8 protein-coding genes are annotated in these 13,300 nt (G+C 63.3%); 4 read left to right on the top strand and 4 right to left on the bottom strand.

Translation table 11 applies throughout. The annotated features are described in order from the left end of the window. The first annotated feature begins 29 nt into the window (after positions 1 to 29). Positions 30 to 1,292 carry a DUF459 domain-containing protein gene (locus tag BC360_RS28620; protein ID WP_065797748.1) on the top strand — a complete coding sequence of 421 codons (1,263 nt, stop codon included), beginning with the start codon at positions 30 to 32 and terminating at the stop codon, positions 1,290 to 1,292. A 232-nt stretch (positions 1,293 to 1,524) separates the two neighbouring features. Here BC360_RS28620 and BC360_RS28625 read toward each other — a convergent pair whose 3' ends face one another. Then, entirely contained in the window at positions 1,525 to 2,982 is a 1,458-nt protein-coding gene (locus BC360_RS28625; RefSeq protein ID WP_065780969.1) for a glutamate synthase subunit beta, read from the bottom strand. Between the two features lie 104 nt (positions 2,983 to 3,086). Next, positions 3,087 to 7,811, bottom strand: a complete 4,725-nt coding sequence (gene gltB, locus BC360_RS28630; RefSeq protein WP_065797749.1) for a glutamate synthase large subunit — start codon at positions 7,809 to 7,811, stop codon at positions 3,087 to 3,089. A gap of 556 nt (positions 7,812 to 8,367) precedes the next feature. Here gltB and BC360_RS28635 point away from each other — a divergent pair. Next, the gene (locus BC360_RS28635; RefSeq protein ID WP_065797750.1) at positions 8,368 to 9,414 is read left to right on the top strand and encodes a threonine aldolase family protein; all 1,047 of its coding nucleotides are present in this window, start codon (positions 8,368 to 8,370) and stop codon (positions 9,412 to 9,414) included. A gap of 48 nt (positions 9,415 to 9,462) precedes the next feature. Here BC360_RS28635 and BC360_RS28640 read toward each other — a convergent pair whose 3' ends face one another. Beyond that, the gene (locus tag BC360_RS28640) at positions 9,463 to 10,320 is read right to left on the bottom strand and encodes a LysR substrate-binding domain-containing protein (RefSeq protein ID WP_065780972.1); all 858 of its coding nucleotides are present in this window, start codon (positions 10,318 to 10,320) and stop codon (positions 9,463 to 9,465) included. A 95-nt stretch (positions 10,321 to 10,415) separates the two neighbouring features. Here BC360_RS28640 and BC360_RS28645 point away from each other — a divergent pair, with 95 nt between their 5' ends. After that, a complete protein-coding gene (locus BC360_RS28645; RefSeq protein WP_065797751.1) occupies positions 10,416 to 11,405 on the top strand; it encodes a bile acid:sodium symporter family protein in 990 nt (329 codons plus the stop codon). A 56-nt stretch (positions 11,406 to 11,461) separates the two neighbouring features. On the opposite strand, the gene BC360_RS28650 is transcribed toward BC360_RS28645, so the two are convergent. Further along, positions 11,462 to 11,923 (bottom strand): Hsp20 family protein, encoded by a 462-nt coding sequence (locus tag BC360_RS28650; protein WP_065780974.1) that lies wholly within the window; start codon positions 11,921 to 11,923, stop codon positions 11,462 to 11,464. 394 nt (positions 11,924 to 12,317) lie between these two features. Between BC360_RS28650 and BC360_RS28655 the strand changes: the two genes are divergently transcribed. Continuing rightward, a complete protein-coding gene (locus BC360_RS28655; RefSeq protein ID WP_065780975.1) occupies positions 12,318 to 13,283 on the top strand; it encodes an alpha/beta fold hydrolase in 966 nt (321 codons plus the stop codon). The last annotated feature ends 17 nt before the right edge of the window (positions 13,284 to 13,300 follow it).

Raw genomic sequence — 13,300 nt, forward strand, 5'->3', positions numbered from 1 at the left:
GCCGCCGTCCGTTCGATGGATGATCAGACATGCAAGCGAAAACCAAGGCCCACATGGCAGGTGGCGGAATGCCCTTGAGGATTGCGACGATGATCATCGCTGCGGCCGCGATGCTGTTCGTCGGTTTTGCCGCAAGCTATGCCGAGGCCCAGGAGCGGGTGCCGCGGCGCAACCTCTTCCAGATGCTGTTCGGCGGCCTCGCGCGCGAGCGGCGGCCGGTTATCGACGAGCGATACGAGTTTCCGCAACAGCCGCGGCCCAGGCGCGCGCGCCAGGCCCAAACCCCACAGCGGCAGAAGGCCCCGGGCCAGCAAAAGGCAAAGCCCGCCATTGCCGATGCGGCTCCGGTGCCGCAGCCGGTCGAAAAGGCGCCGGACGCCAAGAAGGTTCTGGTCGTCGGCGACTTCATGGCCGGTAGCCTTGGGGATGGCCTGAAGACCGCATTCGAGATGACGCCGGGCATTACCATCGAAACGCGCGCAAACGGTTCGTCCGGCCTGGTGCGCGAAGACTATTTCAATTGGCCGGTGACGCTGCCGAGCTATGTGGGCGAGATCAAGCCTTCCGTCATCATCATCAGCCTCGGCGCCAACGATCGCCAGCAGATGCAGATCGGCAGCATCAAGGAAAAGTACCGCACCGATCCTTGGACCGAGGAATACCGCAAGCGTGTTCATGCGCTGGCAGAGCTCGCGCACAAGGAAAAGCTGCCGGTGCTGTGGGTCGGCATGCCGCCGTTCCAATCCGCGGCGATGACAGCCGACATGGTGACGTTCAACGGCCTCTATCGCGAGGAAGTTGAAAAGGTCGGCGGCCAGTTCGTCGATATCTGGGACGGTTTCGTCGACGAAGCCGGCAAGTTCGTCCTGACCGGCTCCGACATCAACGGCCAGCAGGTCCGGTTGCGCGGCGCCGACGGGATCAACCTGACCAAAGCAGGCAAACGCAAGCTCGCATTCTATGTCGAAAAGGACATTCGCCGCCTGCTCGGGGATGCCGCCGCAACCGACAATGACGTGCCGGGCGCCGATGGGCTGAAGGATCTGGTCGTCACCGCGCCGCTGGCCAACGAGGACATCGTCAAGACGCAGCCGATCGGCCTGACCGATCCGGAACTCGATGGCGCTGCGGCACTGCTCGGCGATGCTGCGCCCAACAAAGGCACCGGCAAGAGCCCGCGCGACCGGCTGGTCGACAAGGGCGATGTGGCGGCCGCCCCGGTCGGCCGCGTCGATGATTTCCGCCTTGCCAAGCCCGGAACCGTCATCAGCAATCCGGTGATCCGGAACTAGAGCGTTTCCGGTTTAGACGGAGTCGCGGAAACGCTCCATCTCCTTGTTTTTACGCATTTCCTGACGGAAAACCGCTTCGCACTTTTCCTGGAAATGCTCTAACCCTCCTTCTGGCGACTGAGTGCTGCAAGCGACGCCCCGGCGATCCCGTTCGCCGAAGAGACCGACCTTGAAAACGAAAGGGCTCCGCCATCATCTGGCGGAGCCCTTTCATGTTTGTGAGCGACTGGTTTCAGCGCGGCAGGATGGTTGATCCCATCAGCGCCTCGTCGATCGCGCGGGCGGCCTGGCGGCCTTCGCGGATCGCCCACACGACGAGCGACTGGCCTCGGCGCACGTCGCCTGCCGTCCAGAACTTGTCGACCGAAGTCTTGTAGTCGCGGTCGTTGGCAACGACGTTGGTCGAGCCGCGACGGTCGGTGTTGAGCGTCAGCTTGTCGCCGAGATCCTTCACCACGCTATCGGTGAAGGGGCCGCTGAAGCCGATGGCGATGAAGGCGAGATCGGCCTTGATGATGAACTCCGTGCCGGCGATCGGCTTGCGGCGATCATCCACCTGGCAGCACTTGACGCCGATGAGGTTCCCGTCCTCGTCGCCGACGAACTCCAGCGTCGCGACCTGGAATTCGCGGATCGCGCCTTCGGCCTGGCTGGACGAGGTGCGCATCTTGGTCGCCCAGAACGGCCAGACGGCGAGCTTATCTTCCTTCTCCGGCGGCTGTGGGCGGATGTCGAGCTGGGTCACCTTGACGGCACCCTGGCGGAAGGCGGTGCCGACGCAGTCGGACGCGGTGTCGCCACCGCCGACGACGACGATATGCTTGCCGCCGGCCAGAATGGGCGCGGACGGCCAGCCGGTGCTGTCGATGTTCTCGCGGCCGACCCGCCGGTTCTGCTGCACGAGATAGGGCATGGCGTCATGCACGCCGGCAAATTCGACGCCGGGGATGCCGGCATTGCGCGGCGTCTCGGAGCCGCCGCAATAGAGCACTGCATCGCTACCGTCGATCAGGTGTTCGACCGGCAGGTCGACGCCGATGTTGATGCCGCAATGGAACGTGACGCCCTCGCCCTTCATCTGCTCGACACGGCGGTCGATGAAGTTCTTCTCCATCTTGAAGTCGGGGATGCCGTAGCGCAGCAGGCCGCCGGGCTTGCTCTCGCGCTCGTAGACGTGAACCTCGTGACCGGCACGCGCCATCTGCTGGGCAGCAGCCATGCCGGCCGGGCCGGAGCCGATGACGGCGACCTTCTTGCCGGTCTTGGTCACGGCCGGCTGCGGCACGATGTAGCCCATTTCATAGGCCTTGTCGGCGATCGCCTGCTCGATGGTCTTGATCGCCACCGGCGCATCCTCGAGGTTCAGCGTGCACGCTTCCTCGCAGGGCGCGGGGCAGACACGGCCGGTGAATTCCGGGAAGTTGTTGGTCGAGTGCAGGTTGCGGATCGCCTCGTCCCAGTTGCCGTTGTAGACCAGATCGTTCCAGTCGGGGATCTGGTTGTGTACCGGACATCCGGTCGGCCCGTGGCAGTAGGGGATGCCGCAGTCCATGCAGCGCGCCGCCTGCTTCTGCACTTCGGGTTCCGACATCGGAATGGTGAATTCGCGGAAATGGCGGATGCGGTCGGACGCCGGCTGGTACTTTGCCACTTGCCGGTCGATCTCGAGAAAACCAGTTACCTTACCCATCGTATCATCCTGATAGCTTCGCGTCTGAACAGGCGCTTGAGACAAGCGCGCGTGATGAGCCCCCGAACCCTTCTTAGAACCGGGAGCCCTTTTCACCGGGGCCTCTATTCGGCCGCCTCTGCCATTTTCATGCGTTCCATGTCTTCGAGCGCACGACGATATTCGACCGGCATGACCTTGCGGAATTTCGGCCGGTAGTCTGCCCAATGATCGAGGATCGCCTTCGCCCGGGGCGAGCCCGTGTGGTGCAGGTGATTGGAAATCAGCTGGTACAGCCGCTCTTCGTCGTGACGTGTCATATCGCCGGATACGTCGACCATGCCCTTGTGCATGATGTCGCCGCCGTGGTGATGCAGCTTCTCGAGCATGTCGTCTTCTTCCGGCACCGGCTGCAGCTCGACCATCGCCATGTTGCAGCGACGGGCGAAATCGCCTTCTTCGTCCAGCACATAGGCGACCCCGCCGGACATGCCGGCGGCGAAATTGCGGCCCGTTGTGCCGAGAACGACGACGACACCGCCGGTCATGTATTCGCAGCCGTGGTCACCCACGCCTTCGACGACGGCAATGGCGCCGGAGTTGCGCACGGCGAAGCGTTCGCCGGCAACGCCGTTGAAGTAGCATTCCCCCGAGATCGCGCCGTACAGCACCGTATTGCCGACGATGATGGAGTCTTCAGGCACGATCCTGGCGTTTTCAGGCGGCCGAACGATGATGCGGCCACCGGAAAGCCCCTTGCCGACATAGTCGTTGCCGTCGCCCACCAGGTCGAAGGTGATGCCGCGCGCGAGGAATGCGGCGAATGACTGGCCCGCCGTGCCCTTGAGGGTGACGCGGATCGTATCGTCCTTCAGGCCCTTGTGGCCCCAGCGCTTGGCAAGTGCGCCCGAAAGCATGGCGCCGGCCGACCGGTCGACGTTCTTGATCTCGGCCTCGAAGGCAACGGGCGCCTTGGTTTCCAGAGCTGACTTCGCCTTCTCGATCAGCGTGCGGTCGAGAACGTCGTCGATCGGGTGCTTCTGGCGGCTGGTCCAGTAGGTTTCTTCCTTCGGAGCCTCGACCTTGTGGAAGATCTTCGAGAAGTCGAGACCGTTGGCCTTCCAGTGGGCGAGCGCGCCGTCCTTCTCCAGGAGTTCGGAAGCGCCGATAATTTCATCGAGCCTGCGAACGCCGAGCGAGGCGAGGATCTCGCGCACTTCTTCTGCAACGAAGAAGAAGTAGTTGATGACGTGCTCGGCCGTGCCCTTGAAGCGCTTGCGCAGCACCGGATCCTGGGTTGCGACACCGACAGGACAGGTGTTGAGGTGGCACTTGCGCATCATGATGCAGCCGGCGGCAATCAGCGGCGCAGTGGCGAAACCGAACTCGTCGGCGCCGAGCAGCGCACCGATGATGACGTCGCGACCGGTCTTCAGGCCGCCGTCGACCTGAAGCGCGACGCGCGAACGCAGTCCGTTCAGCACCAGCGTCTGCTGGGTCTCGGCAAGGCCGATTTCCCAAGGGCTGCCGGCATGTTTCAGCGAGGTCAGCGGCGATGCGCCGGTGCCGCCGTCGAAACCGGCAACGGTGATGTGGTCGGCGCGCGCCTTGGCGACACCGGCAGCAACCGTGCCGACCCCCACTTCCGAGACCAGCTTGACCGAAACATCGGCTTCCGGGTTGACGTTCTTCAGGTCGTAGATCAGCTGTGCCAGATCTTCGATCGAGTAGATGTCGTGATGCGGCGGCGGTGAAATCAGACCGACGCCCGGCGTCGAATGCCGGGTCTTGGCCACGGTCGCATCCACCTTGTGGCCGGGCAGCTGGCCGCCTTCGCCGGGCTTGGCACCCTGGGCCACCTTGATCTGCAGCATGTCGGCATTGACCAGATATTCGGTGGTCACGCCGAAGCGGCCGGAGGCGATCTGCTTGATCGCCGAACGTTCCGGGTTGGTCGAGCCGTCGGGCAGCGGCAGGTAGCGGTCGCTTTCCTCGCCGCCTTCGCCGGTGTTCGACTTGCCGCCGATCCGGTTCATGGCGATCGCCAGCGTCGTATGGGCCTCGCGGCTGATCGAGCCGAAGGACATGGCACCGGTCGCGAAGCGCTTGACGATGTCGGTGGCCGCCTCGACCTCATCGACGGAGATCGGCTTGCGGCCGGCAGCCTCCGCGCTCTTGACCGTAAACAGGCCGCGGATGGTGTTCATCCGCAGCGCCGAGTTGTTCACCATCTCGGCGAACTCACGGTAGCGGTCCTGGGCGTTGCCGCGCACGGCGTGCTGCAGCGAGGCGATCGCATCCGGCGTCCAGGCGTGGCTTTCGCCGCGCATGCGGTAGGCATATTCGCCGCCGATATCGAGCGTGTTGGCAAGCACCGGATCGGCACCGAAGGCCGCCTGGTGGCGGGCGACGGTTTCGGCGGCGATCTCTTCGAGGCCGATGCCCTCGATCGTCGTTGCCGTTCCGAAAAAGAACTGCTCGACGAGCTTCGACGACAGGCCGACTGCGTCGAAGATCTGCGCGCCGCAATAGGACTGGTAGGTCGAGATGCCCATCTTGGACATGACCTTGAGGATGCCCTTACCGACAGCCTTGATGTAGCGGTAGACCACTTCGCTGCCGTCGACTTCCTTGGGGAAATCACCGCGCTTGTGCATGTCGGTGAGCGTATCGAAGGCGAGATACGGGTTGATCGCTTCGGCGCCATAGCCGGCGAGCAGGCAGAAGTGATGCACTTCGCGCGGTTCGCCGGATTCCAGCACGATGCCGACCGAGGTGCGCAGACCCTTGCGGATCAGGTGATGGTGCACGGCGGCTGTGGCCAGCAGCGCGGGGATAGCGACGCGGTCCGGACCGACCTGGCGGTCGGAAAGCACGATGATGTTGTAGCCACCCTTGACCGCCGCTTCCGCACGCTCGCAGAGGCGGTCGAGCATTTCTGGCATGCCTTCGGCACCGCGCGAAATGTCGTAGGTGAAGTCGAGCGTCTTGGTGTCGAACCGGTCCTCGGTGTGACCGATCGAGCGGATCTTTTCCAGATCGCCGTTGGTCAGGATCGGCTGGCGCACTTCAAGCCGCTTGGCGTGCGCCATGCCGGCATGGTCGAGCAGGTTCGGGCGCGGACCGATGAACGAGACGAGGCTCATCACCAGCTCTTCGCGGATCGGGTCGATCGGCGGGTTGGTGACCTGCGCGAAGTTCTGCTTGAAGTAGGTATAGAGCAGCTTGCGCTTGTCCGACATTGCCGAGATCGGCGTGTCGGTGCCCATCGAACCTATGGCTTCCTGGCCGGTGGTGGCCATCGGCGACATCAGGATCTTGGTGTCTTCGAGCGTGTAGCCGAAGGCCTGCTGGCGGTCGATGAGGGAAACATCGCGACGCAGCGCGCGCGGCTCCACCGGCTTCAACTCCTCGAGGATCAGCTGGGTATCGTCGAGCCACTTGCGGTAGGGATGCTTGTCGGCAAGCGAAGACTTCACCTCCTCGTCGGAGATGATGCGGCCCTGCTCCATGTCGATGAGCAGCATCTTGCCCGGCTGCAGGCGCCACTTCTTGACGATCTTGCTCTCGTCGACCGGGAGCACGCCGGCTTCCGAAGCGAGGATGACGCGATCATCAGAGGTGACGATATAGCGGGCCGGGCGCAGGCCGTTGCGGTCGAGCGTCGCGCCGATCTGGCGACCATCGGTGAAGGCAACGGCTGCCGGTCCGTCCCACGGCTCCATCAGGGCTGCATGATATTCGTAGAACGCCTTGCGCTCGGGCGACATCAGCTGGTTGCCGGCCCAGGCTTCGGGGATCAGCATCATCACCGCATGCGAGAGCGAGTAGCCACCCTGCACCAGGAATTCGAGCGCGTTATCGAAACAGGCGGTATCCGACTGGCCCTCATAAGAAATTGGCCAGAGCTTGGAGATGTCGTCGCCGAACAGCGGCGAAGACACCGAGGCCTGGCGGGCCGCCATCCAGTTGACGTTGCCGCGCAGCGTGTTGATCTCGCCGTTGTGGGCGACCATGCGATAGGGGTGCGCGAGCTTCCAGGACGGGAAGGTGTTGGTCGAGAAGCGCTGGTGAACCAGGGCGACGGCCGACTGGAAACGCTCGTCCTCCAGATCCTTGTAGTAGGCGCCGACCTGGTAGGCCAGGAACATGCCCTTGTAGACGATAGTCTGCGTCGACAGCGACACGACGTAGAAGCCGAGATCACCGCCTTCGGCTTCCGCATAGATGCGGTTGGAGATCACCTTGCGCAGCGTGAACAGGCGGCGCTCGAACTCGGCGTTGGTTGCGGCATCGCGGCCGGCACCGATGAACACCTGGACATGGTGCGGCTCGGTCGCAGCGATGTCAGGGGCCTTGGAAAGCGACGCGTTGTCGACGGGCACGTCGCGGAAGCCGAGCACGTGCTGGCCCTCCTCGGCGACGACTTCATTGATCACGTCCTTGAAGTGGGCGATCAGCTTCTCGTCGCGCGGCATGAAGAGATAGCCGACGCCATACTCGCCGGCCTTCGGCAGGGTGACGCCCTGCTTGGCCATTTCCTCGCGGAAGAAGCGGTCGGGGATCTGCACGAGGATGCCGGCGCCATCACCCATCAGCGGGTCGGCACCAACGGCACCGCGGTGCGTCAGGTTTTCGAGCATGAAGAGGCCGTCGCGCACGATCTGGTGCGACTTCTCACCCTTCAGATGCGCGACGAAGCCGACGCCGCAGGCATCGTGTTCGTTGCGCGGATCATAGAGACCCTGTTTTCGCGGCAGGCCGGACGGGAATGCGGGCGTTTTTTCAGCCGTCGCAACAGTGTGTGCGAGGTTGAGCCCAGATTGCTGTGATGGCGTGTGATCCGTCATCGTCTTCCCTCCTGTTGAACCCGGCACGTCCGGGCATACCTGCGCCCGCGCATGGCTCTCCGTCGCACGCATCCGCGTGCCGCAAAGCCGGGGCATTCATCGTCTCATGATCCTGATCAGGTCGCAAATAATGCACGGCATCATCAGGCATTGATGTTAGTGACCATCCTGATGGCAGGCGTTAACAACCGGATGAAATCCGGCGGATCCCCCTGCGCCACACGCCGATTGCCGATTTTTTGGGCACTTGCGGCGATTGTTCCGGTCCCTAGACCGAAATAGGACAGCAAGACTGTCCTATTTCATGCGCTCTATGCCAGAAACCGCCCCCCTCCGCAAGGGGCATATGAGCAAATATTAGAAGAGATTTTGCCGAACATTGCCGGAAATTTCCCGGTTTTATAATTTAATTACGGCAAACCGACGTTTTCTTCCTTTTGGTTTCAAACTGGTATCCTGTTGGCTTTCATGGCGGACACCGCGATTGATCCGGCTAGGAAGTGGGTTATGGTCGCCCGAACGACGTCGATACGACCGTGAAACAGGACGACATGTGATGATTTTTTCCTCTGACAACTGGGCCGGCGCCCATCCGACCATCGCCCAGAGCCTCGTAACCCATGCCGATGGTTACGCATCCGCCTACGGCACCAGTGAGCTCGACCGCAAGGTGGAGAAAAAACTGTCGGAGGTTTTCGAGCGTGATGTCGCGGTCTTCTTCGTCGGCACCGGAACCGCCGCCAATTCGCTGGCGCTGGCCAGCACCAACCGCGCCGGCGGCGTCACGTTCTGCCACCGCGAAGCCCATGTGACCGCCGACGAATGCGGCGCTCCTGAATTCTTTACCCACGGCTCGAGGCTGAAGCCCGTCGACGGCAAACACGGCAAGATGGACGCATCCCGTCTGGAAGCGGAAATTCGCCGCTACCCGCTCGACAATGTCCATGGCGGCCAGCCGATGGCGGTCACGCTGACACAGGCGACCGAAAGCGGCACCGTCTATTCACTCGGTGAAATCGAAGCGATCGCAGCGGTCGCCAAGGGGCACAAATTGCCGCTGCACATGGACGGCGCGCGCTTTGCCAATGCGCTGGTCAGCCTCGAGGTGACACCGGCCGAGATGACCTGGAAGCGTGGCGTCGATCTCGTTTCCTTCGGCGGCACGAAAAACGGCTGCTGGTGTGCCGAGGCCCTTGTCCTCTTTGATCTGTCCAAGGCGCATGAGATGCATTTCCTGCGCAAGCGCTCGGCGCAGCTGTTCTCGAAATCGCGCTTCGTCTCCGCCCAGTTCGACGCCTATCTCGCCGGCGACCTCTGGCTCGACCTCGCCCGGCATTCCAACGCCATGGCACGGCGCCTTGCCGACGGCATCGCCGCGTCGCGCAACAGCCGACTCGGCTGGCCGGTCGACGCCAACGAAGTTTTCGTCATCCTGAAAAAGGACGTAGCGAAGAAGCTGCAGGAGCAGGGCGCGGTCTTCTACGACTGGCCGGTTCCGCACGATCTCGCCGGAAGCCTGGCGGCCGACGAAGGCCTCTATCGCCTGGTGACGAGCTTTGCCACCAAGGTGGACGACGTCGACCGCTTCGTCGCTGCCTGCTGAGGCAACTGCGTAACTCTCCAAACCGGATTCGAAGCGCGGCGCTGTAGCTCAAGCCTGGCCCTGCAGCGTCCGCACCTTCGACAGGATCTCGGTAGAGAGCGCCGCGATCAGCTTCTGATCGGCGCCCTTGCTTGGGACCAGCACGAACTCGACATCCTCCAGCGGCGGCAAGGTGCCGGCGGGTATTTCCCGCAGGCCCTGCGGCGCCATGCTGCGCGGCTGGACGAGCACACCCATGCCCGCCTGGGCCGCGGCCGTCAGCCCGCTGAGGCTGCCGCAGGTGCAGACGATCCGCCACGGCAACCGATGCCGGTCGAGCACCTCGAGCGCCACGCTGCGCGTGATGCTCGGCGGCGGAAAGGCAATCAGCGGCAGCACTCTGTCGCGTTTTATGCGCTCGGGATCGCGCGCCAGCCAGACCAGCGGCTCGCGATAGACCAGCTCGCCACGCGGATCGCCCAACCGGCGCTTTGCCAGCACCAGGTCGATCTCGCCGCCATCCTGCATCTGGTAGAGCACGCCGCTGAGCGCGACCGTCAATTCGAGCTCCACCGAAGGATGCGCCCGGACGAAATCTTCGAGCACGCCCGGCAGCCGGCTGGTGACGAAATCCTCCGACACGCCCAGCCTCAACCGACCACGAAGGTTGCTTTCGGCAAACAGCGCCTTGACCTCATCATCGATCGCCAGCATCGAACGCGCATGGGCAAGCAGGGCCTGACCATCCGTGGTCAACGCCACCCGGTGCGTGTCGCGGGCAACGAGCTTGCGCCCGAGCGAGGCCTCAAGCCTTTGAATATGCTGGCTGACCGTCGATTGGCCAAGCGCCAGCCTCTCGGCGGCGAGGGTGAAGCTGCCCATCTGTTCGAGCGCCACGAAGCTGCGCAGTTGCACGAGGTCCAGCATGTATTATCCAACTTCGCAATAACTGTTATTGCTTGCATCCTGCTTCATAATGACCTTTCTCGGCAAGACGTCTTTCCATCGAGTCAGTCACAGACATGCGCCGCTACCTTCCCGACACGTTCACCCTGCTTCTGCTCCTCACCGTGCTTTTGGCATCGTTGCTGCCGATCCATGGCGAGGCGACCGCCTGGTTCGCCATCGCGACGAAGGTGGCCGTGGGCATGGTCTTCTTCCTGCATGGCGCGAGGTTGTCGCGCGACGTCGTCGTCGCCGGCTTCCTGCATTGGCGGCTGCATCTGGCGATCCTGGCATCGACCTTTCTGCTGTTCCCGCTTGTCGGCCTTGCGGTCGGCTTCATGCCGTCATCGATCCTGCCGCCGGCGCTCTATACCGGCATCCTGTTCCTTTGCGTGCTGCCCTCGACGGTGCAGTCGTCGATCGCCTTCACGTCGGTTGCCGGCGGCAATGTCCCGGCAGCGATCTGCTCCGCGTCCGCCTCCAACATCTTCGGCATGTTCCTGACGCCGCTTCTCGTCGGCCTCCTGTTTTCCGCCGGCGGCCATGGCGGCGTGTCGCTGGATGCGCTGGAACAGATCCTGCTGCAACTGCTGGCACCGTTCATCGTCGGCCAGCTGTTGCAGCCCTGGATCGGCGGCTGGATCCGGGCGCGCAAGGGTTTGCTGTCGCCCGTCGACCGTGGCTCGATCCTCATGGTCGTCTATCTCGCCTTCAGTCAGGCCGTCACATCGGGACTATGGCAGACGTTTTCGCTCGCCGATCTCGGGGTGCTGGCGGCAATCGAGGTGGTCATGCTGGCGCTCGTGCTCGCCGTCACCATGTTCGGCAGCCGCCTGCTCGGTTTCAACCGCGCCGACGAGATCGCCATTACCTTCTGCGGCTCGAAGAAGAGCCTTGCGAGCGGCATTCCGATGGCGAGCGCGATCTTCGCCGGCCAGAACATCGGCGCGATCGTGCTGCCGGTCATGCTGTTCCACCAGATCCAGCTGATGGCCTGCGCGGTGATCGCCCAGCGTTACGCCGCCCGCAAGGAGCCGGACGCAGTCGCCGAACCCGTCAGCACATAACAAAAAAGGCGGTGCCCTTGCGGGCGCCGCCTCTTCAGACATAGGGGGGGTGTGGATTAGAGGTTCTGAGCCTCGATCTGCTTCGGCTGCGATGCGACCGACGTGATGTCGATCCGGCGCGGCTTGGCGGCTTCCGGGATCTCGCGGGTGAGGTCGATGTGCAGCAGGCCGTTCTTCAGCGAAGCGGACTTGATCTCCACATGGTCGGCGAGCTGGAAGCGGCGCTCGAAGGCGCGCTTGGCAATGCCGCGATGCAGGAACTGGTTTTCCTCGCCCTTGTCCTCGCTCTTTTCGCCCTTGATCGTCAGCGTATGTTCGCGCGCTTCGATCGACAGTTCGGTTTCGTCGAAGCCGGCAACCGCCATGGTGATGCGGTAGGCGTTCTCGCCGGTGCGCTCGATGTTGTAGGGCGGATAAGTCTGTGCCTGGTCAGGCTGGCCGAGGCTGTCGAGCATCGTGAAGAGGCGATCGAAGCCAACGGTGGAGCGATAGAGCGGGGAAAAATCAACGTGACGCATGGTGTCCTCCTGGGAGCAACTGTTTGCGATGTCTGGTCTGCCACCCCATCCAGGCAGCGGCGCGACCGGTGAACGGACCCGTCATCGGCGTCCGTGAGCAAAACATGGGAATGCGATTTCGTCAGTTCAAGGCATGCCGCCCGAAGATTCTTGGCAGGTGAATGGCGGATGAATGGCAGGTTCGGCCGCGGTTCAGATCGTGGGCGTTAGAACAACCACACTGGGAGGAACTCTCCTGGGGCTGAAGTGACATGTCCCTTCTCCTTCAGCGGCCGGAAACGGTGATCGTCCGGATTTCACCCACCGTTTCCGGCTTTTTTCTTTGACGGCGCCAAGCCCGCCGCCTATCCCTGATGATACCGATCAACGCGCCTTCACCCTGGTTTCATCCGTCATGACCACGATCCTCCGCTCCACACCTGATAATCCGATACCGGACAATCACGTGGCGGGCTTCTTCGATGGAGCCGGTGGCCGCAAGATCCGCTATGCCATCTTCAAGACCAGCACACCGGTCGCGCGCGGCACCGTGGTCGTGCTGCAGGGCCGCAACGAATCGATCGAGAAATACTTCGAGACCATTGCCGAACTCAACGCTGCCGGCCTCTGGGTCGCCACCTTCGATTGGCGCGGCCAGGCGGGCTCGGAGCGGCTCCTGCCCGATGCCCGGCGCGGCCATGTCGAGCGTTTCTCTGACTACGAGCGCGATCTGACCACCTTCCTCGAGCAGATTGTGCTGCCGGACACCCGGCTGCCCTTTTCCATCGTCGCTCACTCCATGGGCGCGCTGGTCGCGTTGTCGCTCGCCCCGCTGCTTTCGAGCCGCATCGATCGATTGGTGGTGCTCGCCCCCTTTGTCGGCCTCGGCGGGCAGGTGATCGGCGGACGCAGCATCGCCAGCATGGCAACAGTGATGCGCTGGCTCGGCCTCGGGCGGTTGCCGCTGCACGCCGACAAGGGCAATCGCCCCTTTGAAAACAATGTGCTGACCGCCGATCGCCGGCGCTATGCACGCAACCTGGCCATGACAGAAGCCTATCCGGAATTGCGGCTTGGCCCGCCGTCGGCGCGCTGGCTGACTGAAGCGTTTCGCGCGATGCGACGTGTCGCCCGACGCGAGCACCTCACCCGCATCACCCTGCCGACGATCATCCTGGCACCGACAGCCGACCGCCTGGTGCCGCATCTCGCCGTCGAGTGGCTGGCCCGCAATTTCCGCGCTGCCCATATGATCCCGATCGATGGCGCGCGCCACGAACTGCTGCACGAGGCCGATCGCTATCGCGCCCAGGCCATGGCGGCAATTCTTGCCTTCGTCATTCCCGAGGAGGACGACAAGGACGAAGGCGAAGCGGCCTGACAGAACTCGTAACCAAC

The organism is Ensifer sp. LC163, assembly GCF_001695855.1.
Lineage (GTDB): Bacteria > Pseudomonadota > Alphaproteobacteria > Rhizobiales > Rhizobiaceae > Ensifer.